This is a genomic window from Variovorax sp. OV084, from assembly GCF_900111625.1.
Classification (GTDB): Bacteria; Pseudomonadota; Gammaproteobacteria; order Burkholderiales; family Burkholderiaceae_C; genus Variovorax.
Genome location: NZ_FOII01000004.1, coordinates 173,790 through 198,143, shown reverse-complemented (window position 1 = coordinate 198,143; position 24,354 = coordinate 173,790). Strand labels below are relative to the sequence as shown.

26 protein-coding genes are annotated in these 24,354 nt (G+C 67.4%); 10 read left to right on the top strand and 16 right to left on the bottom strand.

The features are described 5' to 3' along the window. Window positions 1-103: 103 nt before the first annotated feature. The 4 genes from BMW87_RS13725 to BMW87_RS13710 are packed head-to-tail and all read left to right on the top strand — an operon-like array spanning window position 104 to window position 3,472. Window positions 104-1,024: a branched-chain amino acid ABC transporter permease gene (locus BMW87_RS13725; RefSeq protein ID WP_093053802.1), complete on the top strand. Its 921-nt coding sequence runs from the start codon at window positions 104-106 to the stop codon at window positions 1,022-1,024. Then, window positions 1,021-2,004, top strand: coding sequence for a branched-chain amino acid ABC transporter permease (locus tag BMW87_RS13720; RefSeq protein WP_093076855.1), 984 nt, complete (start codon window positions 1,021-1,023; stop codon window positions 2,002-2,004). Before BMW87_RS13725 ends, BMW87_RS13720 begins: the two co-directional genes overlap by 4 nt. Continuing rightward, complete coding sequence (locus BMW87_RS13715) at window positions 2,001-2,756, top strand: ABC transporter ATP-binding protein (RefSeq protein ID WP_093076854.1); 756 nt, start codon at window positions 2,001-2,003, stop codon at window positions 2,754-2,756. Before BMW87_RS13720 ends, BMW87_RS13715 begins: the two co-directional genes overlap by 4 nt. Continuing rightward, window positions 2,753-3,472, top strand: a complete 720-nt coding sequence (locus tag BMW87_RS13710; RefSeq protein WP_093076852.1) for an ABC transporter ATP-binding protein — start codon at window positions 2,753-2,755, stop codon at window positions 3,470-3,472. The genes BMW87_RS13715 and BMW87_RS13710 overlap by 4 nt, the downstream gene beginning before the upstream one ends. A gap of 55 nt (window positions 3,473-3,527) precedes the next feature. Here the strand turns inward: BMW87_RS13710 and BMW87_RS13705 are convergent, their stop codons facing one another. The 12 genes from BMW87_RS13705 to gtdA all read right to left on the bottom strand — a co-directional run bounded on the left by BMW87_RS13705 (window position 3,528) and on the right by gtdA (window position 15,816). Next, window positions 3,528-4,139 carry a methyltransferase domain-containing protein gene (locus BMW87_RS13705; RefSeq protein WP_093076851.1) on the bottom strand — a complete coding sequence of 204 codons (612 nt, stop codon included), beginning with the start codon at window positions 4,137-4,139 and terminating at the stop codon, window positions 3,528-3,530. Window positions 4,140-4,299: 160 nt separating this feature from the next. Continuing rightward, window positions 4,300-5,757: a SulP family inorganic anion transporter gene (locus tag BMW87_RS13700; RefSeq protein ID WP_093076849.1), complete on the bottom strand. Its 1,458-nt coding sequence runs from the start codon at window positions 5,755-5,757 to the stop codon at window positions 4,300-4,302. 236 nt (window positions 5,758-5,993) lie between these two features. After that, entirely contained in the window at window positions 5,994-6,707 is a 714-nt protein-coding gene (locus BMW87_RS13695; RefSeq protein WP_093076848.1) for an SDR family oxidoreductase, read from the bottom strand. Between the two features lie 162 nt (window positions 6,708-6,869). Further along, window positions 6,870-7,478, bottom strand: coding sequence for a glutathione S-transferase (locus tag BMW87_RS13690; protein ID WP_093076846.1), 609 nt, complete (start codon window positions 7,476-7,478; stop codon window positions 6,870-6,872). Between the two features lie 39 nt (window positions 7,479-7,517). Then, the gene (locus BMW87_RS13685; protein ID WP_093076845.1) at window positions 7,518-8,408 is read right to left on the bottom strand and encodes an acyl-CoA thioesterase; all 891 of its coding nucleotides are present in this window, start codon (window positions 8,406-8,408) and stop codon (window positions 7,518-7,520) included. Between the two features lie 90 nt (window positions 8,409-8,498). Continuing rightward, on the bottom strand, window positions 8,499-9,188 hold the full coding sequence (locus BMW87_RS13680; RefSeq protein ID WP_093076843.1) for a hypothetical protein: 690 nt from the start codon (window positions 9,186-9,188) through the stop codon (window positions 8,499-8,501). A 54-nt stretch (window positions 9,189-9,242) separates the two neighbouring features. Continuing rightward, the gene (locus BMW87_RS13675) at window positions 9,243-10,598 is read right to left on the bottom strand and encodes an FAD-dependent oxidoreductase (RefSeq protein ID WP_093076842.1); all 1,356 of its coding nucleotides are present in this window, start codon (window positions 10,596-10,598) and stop codon (window positions 9,243-9,245) included. Then, entirely contained in the window at window positions 10,598-11,578 is a 981-nt protein-coding gene (locus tag BMW87_RS13670) for a Bug family tripartite tricarboxylate transporter substrate binding protein (RefSeq protein WP_093053766.1), read from the bottom strand. Before BMW87_RS13670 ends, BMW87_RS13675 begins: the two co-directional genes overlap by 1 nt. Before the next feature lie 84 nt (window positions 11,579-11,662). Continuing rightward, window positions 11,663-12,640, bottom strand: coding sequence for a Bug family tripartite tricarboxylate transporter substrate binding protein (locus BMW87_RS13665; protein ID WP_093053763.1), 978 nt, complete (start codon window positions 12,638-12,640; stop codon window positions 11,663-11,665). 56 nt (window positions 12,641-12,696) lie between these two features. After that, a complete protein-coding gene (locus BMW87_RS13660; protein WP_093076840.1) occupies window positions 12,697-13,959 on the bottom strand; it encodes a 3-hydroxybenzoate 6-monooxygenase in 1,263 nt (420 codons plus the stop codon). A gap of 24 nt (window positions 13,960-13,983) precedes the next feature. Beyond that, a complete protein-coding gene (locus tag BMW87_RS13655) occupies window positions 13,984-14,688 on the bottom strand; it encodes a fumarylacetoacetate hydrolase family protein (protein WP_093076839.1) in 705 nt (234 codons plus the stop codon). Between the two features lie 66 nt (window positions 14,689-14,754). After that, a complete protein-coding gene (gene gtdA / locus BMW87_RS13650) occupies window positions 14,755-15,816 on the bottom strand; it encodes a gentisate 1,2-dioxygenase (protein ID WP_093076837.1) in 1,062 nt (353 codons plus the stop codon). A gap of 121 nt (window positions 15,817-15,937) precedes the next feature. On the opposite strand from gtdA, the gene BMW87_RS13645 reads away from it, so the two are divergent. From BMW87_RS13645 to BMW87_RS13620, 6 genes are all read left to right on the top strand, one after another. Continuing rightward, window positions 15,938-16,834 carry a LysR family transcriptional regulator gene (locus tag BMW87_RS13645; protein ID WP_093053751.1) on the top strand — a complete coding sequence of 299 codons (897 nt, stop codon included), beginning with the start codon at window positions 15,938-15,940 and terminating at the stop codon, window positions 16,832-16,834. A 113-nt stretch (window positions 16,835-16,947) separates the two neighbouring features. Continuing rightward, window positions 16,948-17,397 (top strand): acyl-CoA thioesterase, encoded by a 450-nt coding sequence (locus BMW87_RS13640; protein WP_093053749.1) that lies wholly within the window; start codon window positions 16,948-16,950, stop codon window positions 17,395-17,397. A 97-nt stretch (window positions 17,398-17,494) separates the two neighbouring features. Further along, window positions 17,495-17,974, top strand: a complete 480-nt coding sequence (locus BMW87_RS13635; RefSeq protein ID WP_093053746.1) for a phasin family protein — start codon at window positions 17,495-17,497, stop codon at window positions 17,972-17,974. A gap of 146 nt (window positions 17,975-18,120) precedes the next feature. Next, complete coding sequence (locus BMW87_RS13630) at window positions 18,121-18,843, top strand: TetR/AcrR family transcriptional regulator (RefSeq protein ID WP_093053744.1); 723 nt, start codon at window positions 18,121-18,123, stop codon at window positions 18,841-18,843. 5 nt (window positions 18,844-18,848) lie between these two features. Next, a complete protein-coding gene (locus tag BMW87_RS13625) occupies window positions 18,849-19,688 on the top strand; it encodes a tetratricopeptide repeat protein (protein WP_093076836.1) in 840 nt (279 codons plus the stop codon). A gap of 67 nt (window positions 19,689-19,755) precedes the next feature. Beyond that, window positions 19,756-20,013 carry an acyl-CoA-binding protein gene (locus tag BMW87_RS13620; RefSeq protein WP_007835415.1) on the top strand — a complete coding sequence of 86 codons (258 nt, stop codon included), beginning with the start codon at window positions 19,756-19,758 and terminating at the stop codon, window positions 20,011-20,013. A 21-nt stretch (window positions 20,014-20,034) separates the two neighbouring features. Here BMW87_RS13620 and BMW87_RS13615 read toward each other — a convergent pair whose 3' ends face one another. The 4 genes from BMW87_RS13615 to BMW87_RS13600 form a co-directional block, all read right to left on the bottom strand. Next, window positions 20,035-20,949, bottom strand: a complete 915-nt coding sequence (locus tag BMW87_RS13615; protein WP_093053738.1) for a DNA/RNA non-specific endonuclease — start codon at window positions 20,947-20,949, stop codon at window positions 20,035-20,037. A 55-nt stretch (window positions 20,950-21,004) separates the two neighbouring features. Further along, entirely contained in the window at window positions 21,005-21,256 is a 252-nt protein-coding gene (locus BMW87_RS13610) for a hypothetical protein (protein ID WP_097200545.1), read from the bottom strand. Beyond that, on the bottom strand, window positions 21,253-22,782 hold the full coding sequence (locus BMW87_RS13605) for a S8 family peptidase (protein ID WP_256216754.1): 1,530 nt from the start codon (window positions 22,780-22,782) through the stop codon (window positions 21,253-21,255). Before BMW87_RS13605 ends, BMW87_RS13610 begins: the two co-directional genes overlap by 4 nt. A gap of 186 nt (window positions 22,783-22,968) precedes the next feature. Further along, the gene (locus BMW87_RS13600; protein WP_093076833.1) at window positions 22,969-24,207 is read right to left on the bottom strand and encodes a CaiB/BaiF CoA transferase family protein; all 1,239 of its coding nucleotides are present in this window, start codon (window positions 24,205-24,207) and stop codon (window positions 22,969-22,971) included. Window positions 24,208-24,354: the final 147 nt, after the last annotated feature.

Here is a 24,354-nt window from a genome sequence, read left to right as displayed (position 1 = left end):
CGTGTCGCTTCTCCTTCCCCCTACCGGGGGCAACACCTGAGGCCCGGCAAAGCCGGTTCCTCGGTGTTCCTCGAATGAAAACGCGAGCAATCCTTGTGATCCTATGAGTGGAATTCTTGTTCTCGAGCAGCTGCTCAACGGCCTCGGCTACGGGCTGATGCTGTTCCTGCTGGCTGCGGGGCTCACGCTGGTGTTCGGCATCATGGACGTGCTGAACCTCGCGCATGGCTCTCTCTTCATGGCCGGCGCATATGTGGCGGCCGAGGCGCACACGCGCACCGGTTCGTTCGCGGCGGCCATCGTCATCGCGGTGGCGGTCACCGTGGTGGTGGCGCTGCTGCTCGAAGCGCTGCTGATGCGCCGCCTCTACACACGCGACCACCTGGCGCAGGTGCTGGCCACCTTCGGCGTGATCCTGGTCGCCGACGACATCGTGACGATGGCCTGGGGCCCGTCGCCGGTGATGGCGCCGACGCCGGCCGCGCTCTCGGGGCCGGTCGAACTGATGGACGGCCTGCCCTACCCGGCCTATCGCCTCGTGATCCTCGTCGGCGGGCTGCTGGTGGCGCTGGCGCTGTACCTGCTGGTGAACCACACGCGCATCGGCATGCGGGTGCGTGCGGGCGCCTCCGACCGGCCGATGGCCGAGCTGATGGGCGTGCGCGTGGGCCGCATCTTCAACGGCGTGTTCCTGCTCGGTGCGGCGCTGGCCGCGCTGGCGGGCGCGCTGATGGGCCCGATCGTCGCGGTGCAGGTCGGCATGGGCGAGGCCATCCTGATTCCGGCGCTCGTCGTGCTGGTGATCGGTGGCATCGGTTCGGTGCGCGGCGCCTTCGTGGCTGCACTGCTCGTGGGCGTGGTCGACACCGTGGGGCGCGCCTTCGTGCCGATGCTGCTGCGTGCCACGCTGCCGCCGGCTACTGCAGCCGACCTGGGGCCGCTGTTCGCCGAAGTCGCGATGTACGCGCTGATGGTGGTGGTCCTCATCTTCCGGCCCTCGGGCCTTTTCTCGGCACGCGCATGAAGTCCTCACGCTACATCGGCCTCGGGCTGCTCGTCGTGCTGCTCGCGGCGTTTCCGCTGGTCGCGCCCGTCTTCGGGCTCGAGTTCTACATCGGCTTCGTGCGGCGCGTGCTCATCGTGGCGCTGGCTGCGGCAAGCCTCAACTTCATCCTCGGCTTCGGCGGCATGGTGGCGCTGGGGCATGCGGGCTTCATCGGCGTAGGGGCGTACACGGTGGTCGCGCTCAGCGACGCGGGCGTGATGTCGGCGTGGGTGATGTGGCCGCTGGCCGCGCTCGTGGCCGGCCTCGTCGCGGCGCTGATCGGCACGGTGGCGCTGCGCACGCGCGGCGTGTACTTCATCATGACCACGCTGGCCTTCGCGCAGATGCTGTATTTCGTGGTGGTGTCGCTGCGCCGCTATGGCGGCGACGACGGCTACACGCTGATGTCGCGACCCACGCTGCTGCCGGGGCTGGACCTGGGCAATGAAGCCAACTTCTACTGGGTGGTGCTGGCAATCGTGGCGCTCGCGCTCTGGTGGCTGCACCGTGCGACGCAATCGCGCTTCGGCCATGCGCTGATGGGCATCCGCGACAACGAGACGCGCATGCGGGCGCTGGGCTATCCGGTGTTCCGGCTGCAGCTGGTGGCGTTCGCGATTGCAGGCGCCATCGCGGGGCTGGCCGGTGCGCTGCTCGCGGGCGGCAACGGATTCGTGAGTCCGGCGACGATGCACTGGACGCAGTCGGCCACGCTGCTGGTGATGGTCGTCATCGGCGGGCTGGGGCGCAGCTGGGGCGGGCCGGTGGGCGCTGTTGTCTGGCTGTTGCTCGAAGAGGCGTTGAAGCAGCACACGGAGCATTGGCATATGCCGCTGGGGTTGTTGCTGATCGCTGTTGCGTTGTGGGCACCCAAAGGGCTTGCCGCCCTCTACAAGCGCCGCCTGCCCCTCACCCCAACCCTCTCCCCAGAGGGGCGAGGGAGTAAGACGACACCATGAGCCTTTTCAGAATCGAAGGGTTGGTCAAGCGCTTCGGCGGACTGCTGGCGACCGACCATGTGAACCTCACCGTGGAGCGCGGCGAAGTGCATGCGCTGATCGGCCCGAACGGCGCGGGCAAGACCACGCTGGTGAACCTGATCACCGGCCTGCTGAAAGCCGATGCCGGCCGCATCCTGCTCGACGAAGCCGACATCACGAAGCTGAAAGATCATCAGCGCGTGGCCGCCGGCATGTCGCGCTGCTTCCAGGTGACGCGCGTGTTCCCCAAAGAAACCGTGCACGACAACCTCGTGCTCGCAGCGCAGGCCCATGCGGGCACCAGCCTGCGCTTCATGGCGCCGCGCGCGAAGGAACGCGACCTCGTCGATCGTGCAGTGGCGCTTGCGGACCGCGTCGGCCTCGGCAGCGAACGCGAGCGCATCGCGGGCACGCTGCCGCACGGCGCGCAGCGCGCGCTCGACGTGGCGCTGGCGCTCGCGGCCGAGCCCAAGCTGCTGCTGCTCGACGAGCCGATGGCCGGCATGGGCCCGGACGAATCGGCGCGCATGGTGGAGCTGATCGAATCGCTGCGCGCATCGATGGCTATCCTGCTGATCGAGCACGACATGGACGCGGTGTTCCGCCTGGCCAACCGGCTCACCGTGCTGGTGCAGGGCAAGGTGCTGATGAGCGGCACGGCCGACGAAGTGCGGGGCCATCCCGACGTGCAAGCCGTCTACCTCGGCACGGAAGCAGAAGGCCATTCATGAGTACGGCATCCACATTGCTCGAAGCGAAATCCATCGAAGCCGGCTACGGCGCCAGCCAGGTGCTGTTCGGCATCGACCTCGACATCCGCCCCGGCGAAGTGCTCGCGCTGCTCGGGCGCAACGGCATGGGCAAGAGCACGCTGCTCAAGGTGCTGACGGGCACGCTCTCGCCGATGCGCGGCAGCGTGCACTTCGGCGGCGCGGCCATCGGCGGCCACAAGCCCGACGCCATCGCGCGGCGCGGCGTGGCCATCGTGCCCGAGGGGCGGCATGTGTTCCCGAATCTCAGCGTCGATGAGCACCTGCGCGCCTTTGCAAGACCGCGCCCGGGCAGCGCGCCGCGCTGGACGCTCGATGCGCTGTACGGCCTGTTCCCTCGCCTGTCGGAGCGCAAGGCCAACGCGGGCAACCAGCTCTCGGGCGGCGAGCAGCAGATGCTGGCCATCGCCCGTGCGCTGTCGACGCACCCGCGCCTGCTGATCCTCGACGAAGCCACCGAAGGCCTGGCCCCGGTGATCCGCGAGGAGATCTGGCACTGCATTGCCACGCTCAAGGCCGAAGGCGAGGCGATCCTGGTGGTCGACAAGTACGTGCAGCGCCTGCTGCCGCTGGCCAACCGCCATGTGATCCTCGAACGCGGGCGCGTGGTGTGGCAGGGCGACTCGGCTGCGCTCGATGCCGACCGGTCGCTGTGGACGCGCTACCTGGGCGTGTAGGGCCTCCGTTCGCCCCCTGGTTCGCGCGGCTTCACGGCGTTCACGGCGCTGTGTCTCATTGCGGACGAAGCGCGAGGAAGTAGACCCACGCTTCCTCGTTGCGGCCGATGCGCTCCATCTCCCAGTGCGTGCGCAAGCCGGCCTCTTCAAGCTGCGCGGCGAACAGGTCTTTCGCCCAGTACACGGTGTGACAGTCGCCATTCGTCTCGCCTTCGCCGACTCGCATGGAGACCAGGAAGGCACCGCCGGGCTCGAGTGCGTCGAAGACCTTGCGCAAGATCGGGCCGATCTGCGCGCGATCGACATGAATCAGCACGCACATCGCGAGGATGGCGTTGTAGGGCCCTCCCAGCGCATCCGTGATGACGTCGAGCAGTTCGCCCTTCTTGCCGCGCTCCGCCTGCAGGTCGAGAAATGCCTGTGCCGCATCGGTGCGCCTGACGACCCCGCCCAGGGACTCGATGAAGTCGGCGTCCCGCCCCGGACCGGAGCCGATCTCGAGCACGGTGCCGCCGGTGGGCACGAACTGCATCATCCGCCGCATCGCGTCCGCGATTTCGGGCTGCAGCGGGTGTTCGGCCACGATCGCGTTGTACTCGCGGGCAGAACCTTCGTAGGACTGGACGGTGCGGTGCGATTTCTCCAGCGCCTGTGCGGAGATTTTCATGAGCAGCCTTTCCGGCCCATCGGACATCCGGCGGGACCTGGATGGAAAGTCTAGGTCCAACGCGCCATCCGGCTCATGGGGAAAATCGCCTAGGCGCTGACCGGTGCCGTGGCGTGCGCGAGCCGCAGCGCGCGGGAAGGCACGGCGCCCGCCTGACCTTTCAGTCGGGCGCGGTATCGAGCTGCAGCACCAGGTCGCGGCTGGCCTGGTTCATGCCGGCCACGTCCACCACGCTGCCGTGCTTGCGCAATCGCTCGACCACTTTCTTCAGCGCGGCCACGGCGGTCACGTCCCAGAAATGTGCTTGCGACACGTCGATGCGCACCGCTGCACCGTCGATCTCGCGCACGTCGAAGGCGTCGACCAGCATGTCGGCGGAAGCGAAGAACACTTGGCCGGTGACGCGGTAGACGCGCGCGCCGTCGGCGTCCTGCGCTGCATGGACATGCAGCAGCCGCGCCACCTTGAATGTGAAGAACACGCCGCTGAGCATCACGCCCGTGGCTACACCCGCGGCAAGGTTGTCGGTGGCCACGGTGACGGCCACCGTGGCGAGCATCACCGCGCTCGACATGCGCGGATGCCGCACCAGCGTGCGCAGCGAGCCCCAGTCGAAAGTCGAGGCCGACACCATCACCATGATCGCGACCAGCGCCGCTACAGGCACCTGCGACACCCAGGGCTTGAGCAGCACCATGAGGATCAGCAGGAACGCGCCCGCGAAGAGCGTGGACAGCCGCCCGCGCCCGCCGTAGCGCACGTTGCTCACGGTCTGGCCGATCATTCCGCAGCCCGCAATGCCGCCGAAGAAGCTGGCCGCGACATTGGCCACGCCGAGGCCGCTGCACTCGCGGTTCTTCGAGCTCGGTGTGTCGGTCAGCTCATCGACCACGCTGGCGGTCATCATCGATTCGAGCAGCCCGACCATCGCGATGGCGAACCCCGGCAGCGCGATGATGCGCAAAGTCTCGAGCGTCAGCGGCACGTCGGGCAGCGCGAACGCCGGCAGCGCGCCGGGCAGTTGCCCGAGGTCGGCCACCGTCTTCAGCGGCAGCCCCAGCCAGTGGCCCACCAACGTCACCACCACGATGCACACCAGTGGCGAAGGCACGATCGTTGTGATGCGCGGCAGCAAATAGATGACGGCCAGCCCGAGCCCGACCATGGCCCAGGTCGCGGTGTTGGCACCGATGAAATGCGGCATCTGCGCCGCGAAGATCAGGATGGCGAGTGCGTTGACGAAGCCGGTACGCACGGACGACGAGACGAAGCGCATCAGCACACCCAGGCGCAGCAGGCCGAACACGATCTGCATTGCACCGGCGAGCACGCCGGCAGCCAGCAGGTACGGCAGGCCGTGCGCATGCACCAGCGGCGCGGCCACCAGGGCCACAGAGCCGGCCGCGGCCGACACCATGGCCGGCCGGCCGCCGGCGAAGGCTATGACGATGCCGATGACGAAGGAAGCGAACAGGCCGACCGCCGGATCGACGCCGGCTACAAAAGAGAAAGCGATGACTTCGGGAATGAGAGCGAAGGTGGCGACGGCACCAGCCATGAGCTCGCGGGGAATGCTGGGGCACCACTCGGTGCGCAGGCGACTGTGGGAAGAAGACATGGAAAAAGAAAAGCAGCCCGCATGCCACCGGCAAGGCGGTGCGGGAGATGGCAGGACAAGGGCCGGCGTGCGACCCGTGCGCGTCGCGTCGGCCGAAGCCGCCGCGCATCACTGCGCTCGCGTCAAGGAGGCGTCGGCCGCGAGCAACCCGACTGCCGGCGGCGAATGGGAAAGCGGGGCATCCTCGGGCACATGGGCGAGATTGTAGAGAGCGGCCTGTCGCCGGCCGCCGGGCTTCACACCGAGCGCGTGATGCCGCCGTCCACGCGCAGGTTCTGCCCGGTGATGTAGCCGGCGCCCTCCGACGCGAGGAAGCCGATGACGGCCGCGATCTCGCTGCTCTTGCCGTAGCGGCCCATGGGAATGCGGCCGCGGAATTCGGCCTTCTCGGGCAGGCTGTCGATGAAGCCGGGCAGCACGTTGTTCATGCGCACGTTGTCGGCTGCGTACTTGTCGGCAAAGAGTTTGGTGAAGGCTGCGAGGCCCGCGCGGAACACGCCCGATGTGGGGAACACCGGGTCGGGCTCGAAGGCGGCGAAGGTGGAAATGTTGATGATGGAGCCGCCGCCCTGCTTCACCATGAGCGGCGCAACGAGGCGCGCGGGGCGCACCGCGCTCAGCAGATAGACGTCCATGCCGCGGTGCCAGTCTTCGTCGGTGATGTCGAGGATGGGTGCGCGAGGGCCGTGGCCGGCGCTGTTGACCAGCACGTCGACGCGGCCCCACTGGGCAACGACCTTGTCTACGAGCCGCTTCAGGTCGTCGTTCGACTGGTTCGAGCCGGTCACGCCGATGCCACCGAGCTCGGCAGCCAGTGCCTCGCCCTTGCCCGACGACGAGAGGATGGCTACACGAAAGCCGTCGTCTGCGAGCTTGCGTGCTGCTGCGGCGCCCATGCCGCTGCCACCTGCGGTGACGATGGCTACTTTTTTCTGTTCTTCAGAAGACATCCGGGATTCCTTGGTTCATGCGGAACCTGCATTTAGCCAAGGAATCGGGGCTCTTGCCATTCAGGCTCTTGTCTTGTTGTTCAGGGCGAGTGCGAATGACACCGGGTACTCCCCTCCGCGAATGTCCCCCGTCGGCGTGAGCGCGCCCCGAACGAACGAAACCTAAACCGCAGGCAAAGTAGCCTGCATCGACGCACGCTGGTTGAACGCCTCGAACCACTTCGCGCTATTCGGCGCTTGAGCGCGCCAATCCACTGCGGGAAACCGGAAGTCCATGTAGCCCAACGCACAGCCGAAAGCGATGGTGCCGATATCGACACGGTCACCGAACGAAGGCGCTGCCGTCTCGAGCCATTCGAGACCGGTACGCACCTTGGCGAGCTGACCGTCGGTCCAGTCGGCCCAGCGCAGCTCCTCGGGACGCAACACGCTCTCGTAGCGAGCGAGCAATGCGGCGCCAGTCATGCCGTCGGCCAGCGCCAGTTCGGTCAGGCGCGCCCAGCGCACGGCGCCGTCGGCCGGAAAGAGCTTGCCCGACTGCATCGCGTTCAGGTACTCGCAGATCACGCGGCTGTCAAACAGCACCTGGCCGTCGTCGGTGATGAAGGTCGGCACCTGGCCGAGCGGGTTCTTCGGAATGATGGTGGCGTCGCGCTTCACGGGGCCGGCCGCGCTGGGCAGCTTCTCGATGCGGTCTGCAATGCCGAGCTCGTGCGCCACGACCATGCACTTGCGCACGAAGGGGGAAGCGGGAGAGAAGAAGATTTTCATGGTGATGAGAGCTTGTGCTTCGGGCTTGCGCTGTCGTGACTACGCCGGCTTCCTGATGCGCAGCATGCCCTCCTGCGCGGCCGAAGCCACGAGCCAGCCGTCGCGCGCATAGAGGCTGCCGCGGCACAGGCCGCGCGCGCCGCCCGCGCTGGGCGAATCGAGCACGTACAGCAGCCAGTCGTCCATGCGGAAATCGCGGTGGAACCACATCGCGTGGTCGAGGCTCGCGGGGCGCACCTGGCCGCTCATGAAGCTCAGGCCGTGCGGCAGCATCGCGGCGCGAAGCAGGCCGTGGTCGGAGGCATAGGCCAGCAGCGCGCGGTGCACCATCGGATCGTCGGGCAGCGGCGCGATGGCGCGCATCCAGATGGCGCTTTGCGACGCCGCCGGGCGCGGCAGCGGCGCCATCAGGTCTTCAGGGTCGACGCGGCGATATTCGATGCCGTGCGGCTGTATTGCCTTGGAGCGCCAGGGCTCGGGCAGGCGGTCGCCGAGGGCGATGCGCTGGTCGAGCTCGCTGACGAGACCCTCGGGGCCGGCCACTTCAGGCATGTCGAACTGGTGCTCGACGCCTTCGTCCACGGTCTGGAACGAGGCCGACATTTCAAAAATGATGCGCTCCTGCTGGCGCGCCACCACATGGCGGGTGGTGAAGCTGCGGCCGTCGCGCACGCGGTCGACGCTGTACTCGATGGGGGCATGTTCGCCCGGCAGCAGGAAGTAGGCGTGCATCGAATGCACCGGGCGCTCGGCGCCGACCGTGAGGCTGGCCGCCATCAGCGACTGGCCCAGCACCTGGCCGCCGAACACGGCGGGCGTGCCGATGTCCTCGCTCTGGGCCAGGAAGCGGTCGCCGCCCAGTGGCTCGAGCTGCATGAGCGCGACGAGTTCGTTGACGAGGTGGGCGGCGGTGGCGGAATCGGTGGTCATCGGGGGAAGGCTGTCAAAACAGGGCAGAAAGCAACCCTGGACCATAGCAAAGGCCGCGCCCGCGGGCTGTCGCGGGCCGGTCAGCGGCTGCTATCTGAAGAAGCAGATGTCCATGAAGCGGGCCCGGCAGCTGTAGTCCGTTCCGCCCTGCACCACCGACAACGGCGCCCCGCCCAGCACCAGCGAGCCGTCGGCGGCGCGGGCCAGCGGCGTCGGCGCGGCCTTGTCGGCAGGGCCGCTGGCCGTTTCCTGCTCCACGTACTTGAGGTACTGCGTCCGGGAGAAGTCGACCGCCTCGTCCTGCTTCAGCACGCCGGCCTCGTAGCGGCGGCCCTTCACGCTGCCGAAGTAGCGCAGCGCCGGCCCGGTGCGGTCGCCGTATTTCACTTCGGTCTTCGCGAAGCCGGTCTGGATCAGGAAGGCCTGGTCGTCAGGCGTCAGGTCGGTGTCGAAGGCCATCAGCACGTACTGGCCTTCGAGGCTCTGGTTGCGCGCCACCTTCAACTCGCCGACCAGGGCGGGCGAGATCTTGGTGCGCCCTTCCCACCGCAGGATGGTGGCCACGCCCGGGTCGCCGTCGAACACGTAGTGGTACTTCTCGCCGGCAATGACGAGCTTGCGGCCGTCCTTGCTCGCAAGAAAGCTCACCATCGCGTCCTTGCCATGAACCGGCTCGCCCTCGGGCGTGCTGGCGCAGCCCCACTGCATCAGGCCGAGCGCGGCGCACGAAAGAGCCAGGAAGCCGCGGCGCGCGGTGATCGACAACGAAAGAAGGTTCACGTTTCGTCCGGGGGTCGAGTTCATCTTGCCCCGGACTCTAGCGCGCCACCGTGCTCAGCGGTCGAGGTCGGCGCCGTCGGCGGCCAGCTTTTTCTGCAGGGCCGGCACATCGACCTTCGCGAAGGCCGTGCTGCCCAGCGACGCTGCCGCCGTACCCGCGGCCTGCCCCATGACGAAGCAGCCACCGCTCGCGCGCGCGGCCGACTGGCCCTCGTGCGTCATCGACGCGCAGCGGCCGGCCACCAGCAGGTTGTCGAGCGTCTGCGGCACCAGCATGCGCCACGGCAGGTGGTTGTAGGCGTTGGCTTCGTCGCGCGGAAAGGCCCATTCGATACGGCCGTCTGCGTGCATTTCCATCGGCCAGGCATTCAGGCCGATGTTGTCGTCGAACTTCGCCGAGCCCAGGATGTCTTCGCGCCCGAGCGCGTAGAGCCCCTGGATGCGCCGCGTCTCGCGAATGCCGACTTGCGGCGCGATCTCCACGATGGACGACTGCGCGAAGCCCGGCACCTCGGCCTTCAAAAACTTGAAGTACTCGCTGATCTGGCGGCGGCCTTCGAGCTCGCCCTCGGTGAGCTCGCGCGCATCGACACCGTTCATCGCGCGGCCCTGGGCGTTGCGGATCTGCGTGACGTTGGCGCGCCATTCGCGCGGGTCCTTGTTGGGCCGCAGGATGGCGCCTTCGCGCGGAAACTTGTAGACGCCCGGCTTCTGCTGTTCGGTGCGCGCCATGTAGTCGTTGATGGCCTTGAACTCGCCCACCGCCTCCAACGCGGCCGGCGCGTCGACCTGGCCGATGCGGAACATGGTGGTCGGGAACAGCCCGCTGCCGTGTCCGTCGCCCACCTCGAAGGGCACGCCGGCAAAGGCCGCCACGTCGGCGTCGCCGCTGGCGTCGATGAAGGCGTTGGCGCGAATGGCCTGGCGGCCCGACTTGGTCTCGACCACCAGCGCCGCGATGCGGCTGCCCTCGCGGATCACCGCGGCCGCGTACGCATGGAACAGCAGCTTCACGCCCGCGGCGTCGAGCAACTGGTCAGCGGCCAGCTTGTAGGCCGAGGTGTCGTACGAGCGCACGCAGATGCGCCCGCCCATGCCGTTCTGCGGCTGGTTCATGCCGTTGAGGCCGGCGATGCGGTCGATCAGCTCGTCGACCACGCCGTGCACCAGCTGCGTCATCTCGCCCTTGCGCTTGCCGTACAGGCCCGCGAAGTTGGTAACGCCGCCGGCCGTCCCCATGCCGCCGAGAAAGCCGTAGCGCTCCACCAGCAGCGTGTTGGCACCGTGGCGTGCAGCGCTCACGGCAGCGGCGATGCCGGCGGGGCCGCCGCCGACCACCACCACGTCGTATTCACCGAAGACCGGCAGCTCGCGCGCCGGTTCATGCAATGTTGTGGGAGACGTAGTCATCACTGGAGCTTGATTCCGCGTGCGGAAATGATCTTGGTCATGATCGCCGCCTCTTCGTTGACGCGCGTGCGCATCCCGTCCGGCGAGGTGCCCACGGCCTGCCAGCCTTGCTCGAAGAGCTTGCGGCGCACGTCCGGGTTCTTCATGACCACTTCGAGTTCGCGGCTGATGCGCGCCTGTGCCGCCTTCGACAGGTTGGCCGGGCCGAGCAGCGCCACCCACACTTCGAGATTGAAGTCCTTCACGCCGGCTTCCGACAGCGGCGGGATCTCGGGCACCAGCGCGCTGCGGCCGCCCGTGAGGCCGATGGCCTTGAGCTTGCCGGCCCTGATCTGCGGCATGGCCACGCCCGGCGGGATCAGGCCCATCTGCACCTGGTCGCCCAGCATCGCGGTAATGACCTGCGGGTTGCCCTGGTAGGGCACGTGCTCGGGCTTGAAGCCGGGCACGCGGGTCTTGAGCAGTTCCATGCCCAGGTGCCCGACCGAGCCGATGCCCACCGAGCCGTAGTTCCACTTGTCGCCGGCCTTGCGGCCCTCGTCGAAGAAGGCGGTGCCGGAGGGCAGGTTGTTCTGCGCCACCAGCACGAGCGGCGCGGTCGCGATCAGCGACAGGTAGGTGAAGTCTTTCACCGGGTCGTACGGCAGCCTGGCGTACAGCATCTTCGACGACGTGAGGTTGCCGTTGATGACGATGCCCAGCGTGTGGTCGTCGGTGGCCTTGGCCACTTGGTCGGCCGCGATGTTGCCCGAGGCGCCGGCCTTGTTGTCGACCACGATCGGTTGGCCCAGCGCCTTCGACAGCGGCTCGGCGATGGTGCGCGCCGCGATGTCGGGCGTGGAGCCGCCCGGGAAGCCCACGAGCAGGCGGATCGGCTTGGTCGGCCAGGCGGCGTTCTCTGCATTGGCGCTCAGCGGCAGCGCGGTGGCGGCGGCCGCCAGACCGCAGGCAATCAGGAGAGCTCTCTTGGTGGCTTGCATGAAAAGAAGTGTGAAAAAGTTGTCAAAAACTAAAGAGGGCCAGCTTAACTGTCGAGCAAGACACCGGGCAAGCCACGCCCCCCGCTATTCGAGGCTGATGTTGCCCCTGCGCACCAGCTCGCCGTACACCTTCGACTTGGCCTCGGCATTGCGCTCGATTTCCTCTGGCGACCAGGCCAGCGGCTCGAAGGCGAAGGTGTCGAAGCGGGCGCGGATCTCGGGGTCGGCGATGACCTTGGCCACGTCGGCATTGATCTTCGCCTTGATGGCTGCCGGCACACCCTTGGGCGCGAGCAGCGACACGAACGAATTGACCTCCAGCGAGGCCGGGCCGCCGGCCTCGGCCATGGTCGGCACGTCGGGCATCTGCGGGATGCGCTTGGGCGCCGCGATGGCCAGGTAGCGCAGCTTGCCCGCCTTGTAGATGCCCTGGCTCGACGGAATGCTCGCGAAGCTCCACGGCACCTCGCCCGCGCCCACGTTGGAGAACAGCTGCGACACCTCGCGGTACGGCGCATGACGCATGTGGATGCCGGTGAGCGCCTCGAGCTGCTGCGCACCCAGGTGGCCCGGGCTGCCCACGCCCCACGAGCCGTAGACGATGCCGTCGGGGTTGGCCTTGGCGGCGGCAATCAGGTCGCTCATATTCTTCCACTTCGAGTCGGTGCCCACGGCCACGAAGAAGGGCGTGCGAAAGAGCGATGCCACCGGGTCGAAGTGCTGCAGCGTCACGAAGTTGCGCGACTTGTACAGGTGCGGCAGCGCGGCGATGTGCTCGCTGTCGAGCTGCAGCAGCGTGTAGCCGTCGGGCGCGGCGCGGCGGGCCTGGTCGATGGCGATGAAGCCGCCGCCACCGGGCTTGTTGTCGATCAGCACGCGCTGGCCCCACAGGCGCGAGAGCTTGTCGGAGACCAGGCGCAGCACCGCGTCGGGGCCGCTGCCAGCCGCGAAGGGGGTGACGAGGGTCACGGGCTTGTTGGGGAAGTCGCCGGCTTGCGCCATGGCGCCTGTCGCCGCCGTCAAGGCGAGGACGCCTGCCAGAAGTGCGCGCGAAAAGTTCATGTCTTGTCTCCTGGGCCTGGGGCCTCGATGGTTATGAATGTTGGAAGCAACGGGTGTCAGTGCAGCGAAAGCGCGGCGGCCATGGCGGCCGCTTCGGCAGATGGCCGCAGCGCCTCGGGCGCATCGTCCAGGCAATGCTCGGGCCGCCAGGCGTACAGCCATTCGACCGCATCGTAGAAGCGCTCGGGCGAGCGGCCGATCCACAGGCTGTTGCGCACAAGGCGCTCCACGCCCTTGGCGTGATACAGCCGCCCCATCTCGCGCACCGACAGCACCACGCGCGCCGTGCGGGCGATGCGTGCAGCTTCATAGAGCTTGAACGCGGCGGTCATGTCGAAGCCGCAGGCCTTCACCGCCTCGCCGAGCGTCACCGCGTCTTCGAGCGCCATGCACGCGCCCTGCGCGAGGTACTGCATCATGGGATGCGCCGCATCGCCCAGCAGCGTGGCCGGCCCCTCGCTCCAGCGTTCGACCGGATCGCGATCGGCCGTGCTCCAGCGGCGCCACGAGGTCGGACGGTCTAGCAGCTGGCGCGGACGCGCGTGCACGCCCTCGAAGTACGAGAGCACTTCTTCCTTGCTGCCGTCGGTCACGCCCCACTCCTCCTGCTCGCGGCTGTGGAATGTGACGACCAGGTTGTATTGCTCGCCATGGCGCAGAGGGTAGTGCACCAAATGGCAGTTGGGGCCGGCCCAGACCACGGGCGCGTTCCAGCGCAAGTCGGCCGGCATGTCGGCCGCAGGCACCACGGCGCGGTAGACCACGTGGCCCGACACGCGCGGCGCATCGCCGATGAGTTTGCTGCGCACCACCGACTTCACGCCGTCGCAGCCGACGATGGCGTCGGCCTTGAACTGCCGGCCATCGCTCGTGACGGCAGTGACGCCCTGACCGCCCATATCGATAGCCTCGACCTGCGCCGAGGTGTGGAAGCGGATCAGCGGATGCTGCTTCACCGCCTCGTGGATTGCGCCATGAAGGTCGGCACGGTGACTCACCGCATAGGGATTCCTGAAGCGCGCGCGGAAGGCTTCGCCGACCGGCACCGAGGCCACTTCACCGCAATCGACCGCGTCCATCATCACCAGCCTGTCGGTGAACACCGAGCCCCGGCGCACCGCCTCGCCCACGCCCAGCGCGTCGAGCGCGGCGAAGGCATTGGGCCCTAGCTGCAGGCCGGCGCCGATCTCGCCGATGGTGGCGCTCTGTTCGAGCAGGTCGATGGAAACGCCCAGGCGCGCGAGCGCCAGCGCCGCGGCCATGCCGCCGATGCCGCCGCCGACCAGCAGCACGGTGGGAGGGTTCTTCGATGGGGTCATGGCGGGCCTGTGCGGTGAAGGAAATCAGTCGATGTGCACGGTCAGCGACGGCAGGCGGTCGATGCTCACCTTGATCGTCTGGCCGGGCTTCACCGCGCCCACGCCTTCGGGCGTGCCGGTGAAGATCAGGTCGCCGGGCTGCAGCGTGAAGAGCGTCGACAGGTTGGCGATGACTTCGTTCACCGACCAGATCAGGTGCGTGATGTCGCTGTTCTGGCGCACCTGTCCGTCGACTTCGAGCACGATGGCGCCGGCGTTGATCTCGCCCACGTCGGCCAGCGTGCGCAGCGGCGCGATGGGCGCGGAGAAGTCGAAGGCCTTGCCGATTTCCCATGGGCGGCCCTGCTCGCGCATCTTCATCTGCAGGTCGCGGCGGGTCATGTCCAGGCCCACGGCGTAGCTGTGGATGTGGCTTGCGGCCCGGTCGACCGGAATGTCCTTGCCGCCCTTGCCGATGGCAACCACCAGCTCGGCTTCGTAGTGGTAGTTGCTCGTGAGCGGCGGGTAGGGAATGGACGCGCCCTTGCCGTCGAACACCGGCACCACGGAAGCGTCGTCGTTCGGCTTGCAGAAGAAGAAAGGCGGTTCGCGGTCGGGGTCGAAACCCATCTCGCGTGCATGGGCCGCGTAGTTGCGGCCGACGCAGTAGACGCGGCGCACGGGGAACTGCTGGTCGGAGCCCACGATGGGCAGGCCGACGATGGAAGGAGGCGTGAAGACGAAGGACATGAAGGCTCCTGCCGCGCGTGGCGGCACACGGTCGAACAAAAAAAGAAAAGAAGGGTCGCCCGGGCTTCAGGCGTCTTCGAGAAAGGCTTCGCGCAGGATGCCCATGGCCTGCTGCACCGGGCGATCGGAAAAGCTGAAGAGCACGCTGTCTTCGCCCGGCGACGACAGCCGCAGCGGCGCCCACGAAGGCACCACGAAGGTGTCGCGCGGACCGAACTCGAAGCGCTGGCCGGCGATCTCGGCCGTGCCGTGGCCTTCGACCACGCTGTACACCGCGCCATCGGTCGCGCGGTGCGTCTTGCCCGCGAAGCCCTTTGGCAGCAGTTGCAGGTTGGTCGAGATGGTCGGCATCGGCGAGCCGCCCGTCAGCGGGTTGATGTAGCGCAGCTTGTGGCCCAGCCAGGCGTCGGGCGCTTCCTGCGTCTGCAGTTGCGCCAGCGCCTCGCGGCTGCGTGCGTAGGGGTAGTTGAAGATCGGCGAGGTGGCCGATGTGTGGTCGTGCCGCACCGGCACCATGTTGTGGCCGAAGCGCGCGAGGCTGTTGCCTTCGGGGCGCGACACGTGCTGCACCTTGGCGTCGTCGTTCTCGGCGAAGCCTGCGTCGAAGAAGCGCAGCATCGGAATGTCGAGCCCGTCGAGCCACACCACCGGCTCCACGCTGCCGCCGAGGCCTTCGTTGCCATGGTCGTGCCAGGCCCACGAGGGCGTGATGATGAAGTCGCCGGGGTACATGGTGGTGCGTTCGCCGCCCACCGTGGTGTAGGCGCCCTTGCCGTCGACGATGAAGCGCAGCGCCGACTGCACGTGGCGATGCGAAGGCGCCACCTCGCCCGGCATGATGAGCTGCAGGCCCGCGTAGAGCGACTGCGTGATCGACGAGTTGCCGGGCAGCGCCGGGTTCTCGAGCACCAGCACGCGGCGCACGGCCTCTTCGGCGGTGATGAGCTCGGCCGACTCCATCAGCAGCGGACGGATCTCGTCGTAGCGCCACAGCGCGGGCACGCAGGGCGTCTGCGGTTCGCGCGGCACCAGCGCGTGCAGCGATTCCCACAGCGGCGTGAGGTTCAGCGGGCGGATGCTGGCGTAGTAGTCGCGGCGTTCTGCCGCATTGGAAGGCGCGGGTTTCATGGCGTGGGTGTCTCCGTGGCGGCATTGTTGAGCCGCACCACTATTTCCTCAAGACCGATAGCCAATACACGGAATTCGAAATTTCGATAATGGTGCCTTTCACCGTACGCAGGAGCCCCCGATGTCCAAGCTCGATCTCGAATGGCTCGCCGTGTTCGACGAGGTCTACAAGACCGGCAACGTCTCGAAGGCGGCCGAGCGGCTGGGCATGGCGCAGGCCGCGGCCAGCACCGCGCTGAACAAGCTGCGCGCGCACTTCGACGACCGCCTGTTCACCCGCACCGCCCAGGGCATGCAGCCCACACCGCATGCCGAGCGCATCTATCCGAACCTGCGCGAGGCGCTGGCCCAGCTGGCGCAGGCCCAGGGCAACCGCAGCAGCTTCGAGCCCGCGCAGGCGCAGCGGCGCTTTCGCATCTGCATGACCGACATCAGCGAGGTGGTGCTGCTGCCCGGCCTGCTCGACCACCTGCGGCGCGCGGCGCCGGGGGTGCATATCGAGACCGAGATCATCTCGACCATCAGCGGGCGCCGCCTGCAGGACGGCGAGGTCGACCTGGCCGTGGGCTTCATGCCGCAGCTGGACGCGGGCTTCTACCAGCAGACGCTGTTCATGCAGAACTTCGTCTGCCTGGCGGCGCAGAACCATCCGCGCATCGGCGCGAAGCTCACGCGCAAGCGCTTCGAGGCGGAGGCGCATGCGGTGGTGTCGACCTCGGGCACCGGGCACGCCATCGTCGACACGACCATCGCGCGGCTGGGCCTGAAGCGCGACGTGGTGGTGCGGCTGTCGAGCTTCCTGAGCGTGGCGCGCATCGTGGCGCACACCGAGCTGATCGTGGTGGTGCCGCGCATCCTCGGCAAGGTGCTGGCCACGCAGGAGCCGGTGAAGCTGCTGGAGCCGCCCTTCACGCTGCCGGCCTATGCGGTGAAGCAGCACTGGCACGAGCGCTTTCATGCCGACCCGGGCAATGCCTGGCTGCGGCGCACCCTGGCCCAGCTGTTCAGCGGCAGCTAGCAGCCGACTGACTGAGCGTGCATGCCCGGACGACGGGCGGCATCCGCAAGCGTGCGCCCGCTCGCATAATCGCGGCTCCCCACCCCATAGCCATATCCGAAAAGGCGGCCCCCATGTCTTCGATCACCCTGCGTTTTCTCGCCGAGCCCAGCACCGTCAACTTCGGTGGCAAGGTCCACGGCGGCACGGTCATGAAGTGGATCGACGAGGCCGGCTACGCCTGTGCGACCAGCTGGGCCAAGCGGTATTGCGTCACCGCCTTCATCGGCAGCATCCGCTTTCACCGGCCGATCATGATCGGCGACCTCGTCGAGGTGGAGGCCCGCCTGGCCTACACCGGCAACACCAGCATGAACATCTCGGTAGAGGTGCGCAGCGGCGACATGAAGGGCGGCTCGATGGAAAAGACCACCGAATGCCTGATCGTGTTCGTCTCGGTCGACTCGCACGGGCGGCCGCTGCCGGTCGAGGCCTATGTGCCCGGCACGCCCGGTGAAATGGCGCTGGCCGAGCGCGCGAAGGCGCATCTCGACGCGAGCCGCGCGGCGGGCGCAACGCCCTGAGCCTTCCCGGGGAGGCTTGGCCTCATAGACGCGAAGCTCTAATGGGAAGCACGTCGAACGGCTAGAGTCGGCCGATTGTTTGCAAAGGAACATTCGCATGGCTACCCAGGACGACGACAGCAACGGCAAGGCCGCAGACCGCATCAAGGATTCCGCCCAGCAGATCTGGCTTGCCGGGCTCGGCGCCTTCGCCAAGATGCAGCAGGAAGGCAGCAAGGCCTTCGAGGCGCTGGTCAAGGACGGCGCCGGCATGCAGAAGAAGACCCAGCAGGCCGCCGAGGAAACCCTGTCCCAGGCCCAGCAACGCATGGCCGGCTTCGCCAGCGAGTTCGGCACCAAGGCCGCGGGCCAGTGGGGCAAGCTGGAGAACATTTTTGAAGAACGCGTGGCGCGCGCCCTCGAAAAGCTCGGCATTCCCAGCGCTGCCGACATGGCCGCGCTGCAGGCGCGCGTCGAGGCGCTCGAAGCACAGCTGAAGAAATCGCAGGGCGCCGCCGCCGCTCCCCGCAAGACCGCGGCCCGCAAGACGGCCGCGCCGGCCGCCAAGAAAACCTTGCGTCGCAGCAAAGCCGGCTGAGCCAGCCCGCGCCGTCTGCCGACCGGTCGGTATTGCGGCACTGCACAAAAAATCAGCGCGGCAAAACATGTCCCGCACCGTTCATGGTGCGGTGCACATGCGCTAGAGTGCCCCCAAGAGACCACGAGACAACCGGGGGCACCGACATGGCAAAGAAGGCGCCACGCCGCACGGCGCAACGCATCCTCGAAGCCGCATTGGATCTGTTCAACCGCTTCGGGGAGCCGAACGTCTCGACCACCCTGGTGGCGGGCGAACTCAACATCAGTCCGGGCAACCTGTACTACCACTACCCGGCCAAGGAAGAGCTGATCAACAAGCTCTACGAAGCCTACGAGACCGAACTCAACGAGCTGCTGCACGCGAGCGAAGGCGTCCACGACGTGGAGGACGCGTGGTTCTTCATGCACAGCCTGTTCGAGCTGATCTGGCGCTACCGCTTTCTCTACCGCGACCTCAACGACCTGCTCAGCAAGAACCGGCGGCTGGAAACCCAGTTTCAGCTGGTGCTGAAAAACAAGGCGCGCGCCATCCGCCAGCTGATCGCCGGCCTGAGCCGCGCCGGCCACCTCGAGATCGACGCGCACGAGGTCGACACGCTCGCGCAGAGCATGGTCGTGGTGCTGACCTACTGGCTCAGCTATGAATACGTGCGCAACCCGCGCGAGGCGCTGGAGCCCGCGCATGCGCAGGGCGCGCTGATGCGCGGCGGCCACCACACCCTGCACCTGCTCGCGCCCTACCTCGGGCGGGAACAACGGCGGCATCTGCTGACACTCAGCAATGCCTACAACGGCGAAGATTCCAGCAACAGCGGTGCCGGCAGCAGCGCAGGCGCCGCGGCTTCCCCGGTCGATATGGCGGTCTAGCAACCATGCCCCACCCCGATTTCAAACCGCTCTCGCTGATGTCTGCCAGCCCGCTTGCCACCGCCGACGCGGCCCCCTGGACGCCCCTGCCCTGGGCCGACGTGCCCCGTTTCGATGCCCGCAGCGTGCTGCTCCATTGGCCGCGCCTGCATGCCGGCCACGAGCTGCCGCTGCCGGCCGAAAGCTCTGCGCTCGCCGAAGGCTGGGCGCTGTACCACAGCGGCGAATTCGAACGCGCCGCCGCCATCGGCCTGCTGCAGGGCGCCGAAGGGCTGGCGCTGGCCAACCAGGCGACCGCGATCTACGCCAACTACGTCGAACCGCGCGAGGCCGTGCGGCTCGCGATGTTCCGCCAGGTGATCGAGCGCGCGAGCGCGCAGGCCGCTGCCGAGCCCGAGAACTGCCAGGCGCTCTACTGGCAGTCCTACGCACTGGGCCGCTACAGCCAGGGCATCAGCGTGGCGCGTGCGCTGGCGCAGGGACTGGGCAGCAAGCTCAAGGGAGCGCTGGAGCGCGTGATCGAGCTGCAGCCGCGGCACGCGGACGCGCACCTCGCGCTGGCTTCGTTCCACGCCGAGGTGATCGACAAGGTCGGTGCGCTGGTCGGGCGCATGACCTACGGCGTGCGTGCCGAGACCTCGCTCGAGCTGTTCGAACGCGGCCTCGAACTGCACCCCCATTCGGCCGCCGGAATGATGGAATACGCCCGCGCGCAGCTGATGCTGCACGGCGAATCGCGCACGGGCGAGGCAACGCGGCTATATGAAAGAGCTGCAGGGCTGAAGCCGGCCGATGCGCGGGAGCGGCTCGATGTGGAGCTGGCGCGGGCGGGGCTGAAGGACTGAATCTGGTACCACCGGGTACCGCGCAATTTAAGATGCACGGTTTCCGCTTTTCTTCAATTCGACCGCCATGTCTGATCTCAACGCCCAATTCGAAGCCGCCCAGGCCAACTCCAAGCTGCTCGCCGAGCGCCCCGACAACCCGACGCTGCTGAAGATCTACGGCCTTTTCAAGCAAGCCACCGAAGGCGACAACACCGCCAAGAAGCCCAGCTTCAGCGACATCGTCGCGCGCGCCAAGTGGGACGCGTGGACCGCCCAGAAGGGTGCGAGCGCCGACGAGGCCAAGCAGAAGTACATCGACCTGATCGAATCCCTGCGCGGCTGATCGACCGCGCCTTCGCGCCAGTCAGGCTGGAAGCTTCGTATCGGCGTAGCGCCGGATGGGCTGGACGAACGCGATGTCGACGCCATCGAGCACGTCACGCCCTTCGAGGCTTTCGAACTTGAGCCCGGTCTCTGCTTCGACGAACGCGAGCGGACGCTGCGATGTGTCGAAGTCCTCGAGGTCGCGCGCCACTCCTGAATCGAGATAGGTGCCTTGGCTCATCAGATAGGCGATGGCGCTCAACTCGCCCGTCGCCTCGCTGATGAAGGCCACCACCTTCCAGAAGTCCCGCGGGATCTGGATGCCGAATCTCTCCGGGTCGTCCAACCGGAGGATCGGGCCCGTGAAGACGCTGATGCGCTTGTCGTCGCCCTGGGCGTTGCCGAGGATGTAGTCCTCTAGATCGCCCCACAGCCCATCGTTGAAAGGCTGCCATTGCGGGCAGGCGTTGGTGGCAAAGAAGGTGTCGATGTTGGCCCGTTGCGCCGTTGCCAGCGAGCCCCAGTTCGGGTCCTGCCTGCGCGTCATGTGGCCGCGGGAAAATTTCTTGTCCTGCTCCGGGCCGTAGGCCTCCCGCAGCATCTGGTATTCCTTCTTGATGCGGCCGTCGTAGTTCCAGGTGTCATGGCGCGGAACGTTCTTCGACTTCGACCCGTCGATGTTGCACGCCGAGTAAAGCGGCACGCGCCGGGAAATGCATTGCACCGTGCTGAAGTGCTGGTACTTGAGTTCGAAGGAGCCGTCTTCAAGCTTTGCAATGTCGTCCATGGAGATGGCGTCGCCCATCGACGGCAGTTCCACTCGGTTGGCGTCCCCGAAGAACTCTGGTGCGTAGCCTTCACGGCCCCTGAAGAACTCAGGTGGCTTCGGCGTTGCGGCGACGCGCTGGATTCCGGCCCATGAATTGCTCACGACCTGGATGTCTGTATCGGACATGAAGCTCCCTATCCAAAAAACTCCATGACCACCAGCGGCCGTGGGCGCCTTGCGGCTATTTCGCGAGCTTGGCCCGTGCGTTTTTCAGATTGAAGACAGGTTTGCGGATTTCCGCGAAGCTAGGCTGGGACACGGCCCATTCCGGGTTCTGCTCGAGCGCCGCCAGTTGCTCCTCGTCGAGCTGGGCTTCCACCAGGGTGCTCGTCTTTGGCGTGAGCACCGCGCCCGGCACGCTGCGGCGCAGCCGTGCTTGCGCCGACAATTTCTTGCCGGGGCTGCCTGTGTAGGTCAACACGACGCTTGTCACTTCAGAACTCCAAAACCTTCATATTCGGCTGGCCAACCCACCTTTTGCGCTGTCTGAGACAGCATCTTGACGATGGCGTCGGCCTTTTCAGGACCGTTTGCCATGTTAAGCAGCTTCGAATTCCCTGACAACAGACGGGCCGCCATGCCCGAGGAGTACGGCGTGGCCATCGAGGTGCCGGACATCATTGCGTACTTTTCGCCCGGAAACGTCGACAGCACCGCCACGCCGGGGCCGATGAAATCGGTCGAAAGCCCGTAGTTCGAGAACTCGGCGACAAACTCTTTCTTGCGGCGGATCTCGCTCTCCTGAAAGCTCTCGGGGCAATCGGCCGGAAATGTCCCGTCGCGCCCCAGCGCACCGACGGCCAGTGTGTGGCTGTACCGGGCCGGGTAGCGCAGCAGGGGCTGGCCGTCGTTGCCGGTGGCCGCGAACACCACAACGCCGGCATCGCGCGCCTTCTGGAGGATGTCCGGCATCTCCGGCATCGGCTCCAGGCTGCCCATGCTGATGTTCACGATGTTGCAGCCGTCACTGATGGCGCGTTCGAGCGCGCTGGCAATGTCGGTCGATTTCGCGCGTCCGCGCTCGCCGGTCTTCGGACAGACGCGGTAGGCCAGCAGGCGGCAGGCCGGCGCAAGGCCATAGATGCCGGTGGCGGCCGCTTTCTTGCCCGCGATGATGCCGGCGACATGGGTCCCGTGCCCGATGCCGTTGTCGAGAAAATCCGCGGCATTCTCGCCAGTGACGAAACAGCCGCCGCCCGCCACGGCGATGTCCGCATGCGGCCCGACGCCGCTGTCGATCACGCCGACCGTCACGCCCGCTCCGGCCTGAGGGTCGTATGGCGCGTAGTTCGCCAGCAGCTGGAAGCTGTCGGGCACCAGCGACGTGGCCTGCACGTTCAATCGCTTCGGTGCCGCGACCCGGTCGAATCCCTTGATGAAGACCGACCAGTGCGTGTGTTCCGGCTCGACCAGGATCATTTCCACCCGCGGGTAGAGCACCGGAATTCCCAGGCTCGCGATTCCCTTGCTGTCGGTCACCGCGGGCACGTGTGCGCCGTCCCAATCGACGAGCGCCTTGACCCGGACGCCCGGCACGGGCTTGCCCTGCGGGTCCGCAAGATGCAGCTCGAAGCTCTTGACCTTGGCCCCCGGCGCGACCTGGATCGCGCTGGAATCCAATTCATCGCTCAGCGGCCGGATGTACTGTAGATAAGCCCATGCGGCAGGTGCAACCCGCAGCCCTGGCGTGTTGCGGCGCATCGCCAGCAGGGCGGACGAGTTGGCCTGCATCACGGACACGTCGTCGAGCTGCTTGATGAGCTTCATCCGGGGAATGCCGCGACCTTCCACTCTTTGACCGAGCGCCTCTGCCGCGTTGCCGAGATTGATTGCGCTCAGTGCCGCCATCTCTGCACCGCCAGCCACGGCGCTCCTGGAGGGCCACACGATGACGTCGTCGGAGAACTTGGGCTCCACGGCCACGCGGCGCAGACGCAGTTGCTGCAGCAGGCGCTCCACCTTCTCGCAGTCCGATTTCGACAAGTCCCATTTCGCAGTCCCGTAGACGCGTTCGGTTTCACGCGCAGGGGTGCTGCTGTTTCGCTTCGGGGCTTCCTGTCGCCTGTTCGCTGCTGCCATGGACTCTCCTTGTTGCCCGGTTTATCGCACGGAGGCCATTTCAGGCCCATGAATGGCCCGTATCGGCTAGCCCACTATTCCGCGCTCGTGCAGCGCGGCGATCTGCTCGGCGCTCAGGCCGATTTCCCTCAGCACCGCATCGGTGTCCGCGCCCAGCGCCGGCGCGTTGTGCCGGTGGCTGGCCGGCGTGAGCGACATCTTGGGCACGAAGCCCGGCACCGCGAGCGCAGTGCCGTCGGCCATCTGCACCTGCTGCAGCATGCCGCGCGCGGCGTAGTGCGGATCGGCCGCGATGTCGGCAATCGTGTAGATGCGGCCGCCCGGCACATGCGCCGCGTCGAGCGCGGCCAGCACCTCGTCGACGGTGTGCTGCGCGGTCCAGTCGCCGATGGCGGCGTCGAGCATCTCGACCTGCGCCACCCGGCCGGTGTTGCCGGCCAATGAAGGATCGGCCGCGAGGTCGGGCCGGCCGATGCACGCCATGAGCCGGCGAAAGATGCTGTCGCCGTTGCCCGCGACGATCGCGTAGCCGCCGTCCGCGCAACGGTACGCATTGGTCGGCGCAATGCCCGGCAGCGCGCTGCCGGCCGCCTCGCGCACAGCGCCGAATTCACCGTACTCGGGCAGCAGGCTTTCCATGCAGTTGAAGACGGCCTCGTAGAGCGCCACGTCGATCACCTGCCCGCGGCCCTTCGGGTATTCCGCACTCACCGTCGCATGCCGGTGCTGCATCGCCATCAGCACGCCGATCACGCCGTGCAGCGAGGCCAGCGTGTCGCCTATCGACACCCCCACGCGCACCGGCACGCGCCCCGGCTCGCCAGTGAGGTGGCGCAGCCCGCCCATGGCCTCGGCCACCACGCCGAAGCCGGGGCGGTCGCGGTACGGGCCGGTCTGGCCGTAGCCGCTGATGCGCAGCATCACGAGCGCAGGGTTGGCGGCCAGCAGCTCGTCAGGGCCGAGGCCCCAGCCTTCCATCGCGCCGGGGCGGAAGTTCTCGATCAGCACGTCGGCCTCGGCCGCGAGCTTGCGCACGACGGCCTGCCCCTCCGGTTCGCGCAGGTCCAGCGCCAGCGAGCGCTTGTTGCGCGACTGCACCTGCCACCAGACGGAGGTGCCGTCCTTCAGCAGCCGCCAGGTGCGCAGCGGATCGCCCGCGCCGGGCGGCTCGATCTTGATGACCTGGGCGCCGAAGTCACCCAGCGTGCGCGCGGCGAAAGGCCCGGCGATGAGCTGCCCGAGCTCGATGACCTTGAGGCCGGCCAGCGGGCCCGCTGCCGGAGGGGAGGAGCTTGTTGTCGTCATGACGCCAGAGTGTGCCCGGGCCTGCCGGGGCGGGAAAACACCTATGAATTCTTGACTCCGCGAATCCGGCACCTGCCGCAGCGCAGCAAATACCGCCCTCGCCCCCTCCTCTCCCCGAGGAGAAAGGAGTTTGCTGCGGCGCAATGC

Bases quoted from the DNA above. Each gene is read 5' to 3' on its own strand.
- BMW87_RS13710 (WP_093076852.1), top strand. From the start codon at position 2,753: ATGAGTACGGCATCCACATTGCTCGAAGCGAAATCCATCGAAGCCGGC.
- BMW87_RS13630 (WP_093053744.1), top strand. From the start codon at position 18,121: ATGGCAAAGAAGGCGCCACGCCGCACGGCGCAACGCATCCTCGAAGCC.
- BMW87_RS13635 (WP_093053746.1), top strand. From the start codon at position 17,495: ATGGCTACCCAGGACGACGACAGCAACGGCAAGGCCGCAGACCGCATC.
- BMW87_RS13655 (WP_093076839.1), bottom strand. From the start codon at position 14,688: ATGTCCTTCGTCTTCACGCCTCCTTCCATCGTCGGCCTGCCCATCGTG.
- BMW87_RS13665 (WP_093053763.1), bottom strand. From the start codon at position 12,640: ATGAACTTTTCGCGCGCACTTCTGGCAGGCGTCCTCGCCTTGACGGCG.
- BMW87_RS13695 (WP_093076848.1), bottom strand. From the start codon at position 6,707: ATGTCTTCTGAAGAACAGAAAAAAGTAGCCATCGTCACCGCAGGTGGC.
- BMW87_RS13645 (WP_093053751.1), top strand. From the start codon at position 15,938: ATGTCCAAGCTCGATCTCGAATGGCTCGCCGTGTTCGACGAGGTCTAC.
- BMW87_RS13690 (WP_093076846.1), bottom strand. From the start codon at position 7,478: ATGAAAATCTTCTTCTCTCCCGCTTCCCCCTTCGTGCGCAAGTGCATG.
- BMW87_RS13725 (WP_093053802.1), top strand. From the start codon at position 104: ATGAGTGGAATTCTTGTTCTCGAGCAGCTGCTCAACGGCCTCGGCTAC.
- BMW87_RS13715 (WP_093076854.1), top strand. From the start codon at position 2,001: ATGAGCCTTTTCAGAATCGAAGGGTTGGTCAAGCGCTTCGGCGGACTG.
- BMW87_RS13660 (WP_093076840.1), bottom strand. From the start codon at position 13,959: ATGACCCCATCGAAGAACCCTCCCACCGTGCTGCTGGTCGGCGGCGGC.
- BMW87_RS13720 (WP_093076855.1), top strand. From the start codon at position 1,021: ATGAAGTCCTCACGCTACATCGGCCTCGGGCTGCTCGTCGTGCTGCTC.
- BMW87_RS13700 (WP_093076849.1), bottom strand. From the start codon at position 5,757: ATGTCTTCTTCCCACAGTCGCCTGCGCACCGAGTGGTGCCCCAGCATT.
- BMW87_RS13705 (WP_093076851.1), bottom strand. From the start codon at position 4,139: ATGAAAATCTCCGCACAGGCGCTGGAGAAATCGCACCGCACCGTCCAG.
- BMW87_RS13670 (WP_093053766.1), bottom strand. From the start codon at position 11,578: ATGCAAGCCACCAAGAGAGCTCTCCTGATTGCCTGCGGTCTGGCGGCC.
- gtdA (WP_093076837.1), bottom strand. From the start codon at position 15,816: ATGAAACCCGCGCCTTCCAATGCGGCAGAACGCCGCGACTACTACGCC.
- BMW87_RS13620 (WP_007835415.1), top strand. From the start codon at position 19,756: ATGTCTGATCTCAACGCCCAATTCGAAGCCGCCCAGGCCAACTCCAAG.
- BMW87_RS13615 (WP_093053738.1), bottom strand. From the start codon at position 20,949: ATGTCCGATACAGACATCCAGGTCGTGAGCAATTCATGGGCCGGAATC.
- BMW87_RS13675 (WP_093076842.1), bottom strand. From the start codon at position 10,598: ATGACTACGTCTCCCACAACATTGCATGAACCGGCGCGCGAGCTGCCG.
- BMW87_RS13625 (WP_093076836.1), top strand. From the start codon at position 18,849: ATGCCCCACCCCGATTTCAAACCGCTCTCGCTGATGTCTGCCAGCCCG.
- BMW87_RS13640 (WP_093053749.1), top strand. From the start codon at position 16,948: ATGTCTTCGATCACCCTGCGTTTTCTCGCCGAGCCCAGCACCGTCAAC.
- BMW87_RS13600 (WP_093076833.1), bottom strand. From the start codon at position 24,207: ATGACGACAACAAGCTCCTCCCCTCCGGCAGCGGGCCCGCTGGCCGGC.
- BMW87_RS13685 (WP_093076845.1), bottom strand. From the start codon at position 8,408: ATGACCACCGATTCCGCCACCGCCGCCCACCTCGTCAACGAACTCGTC.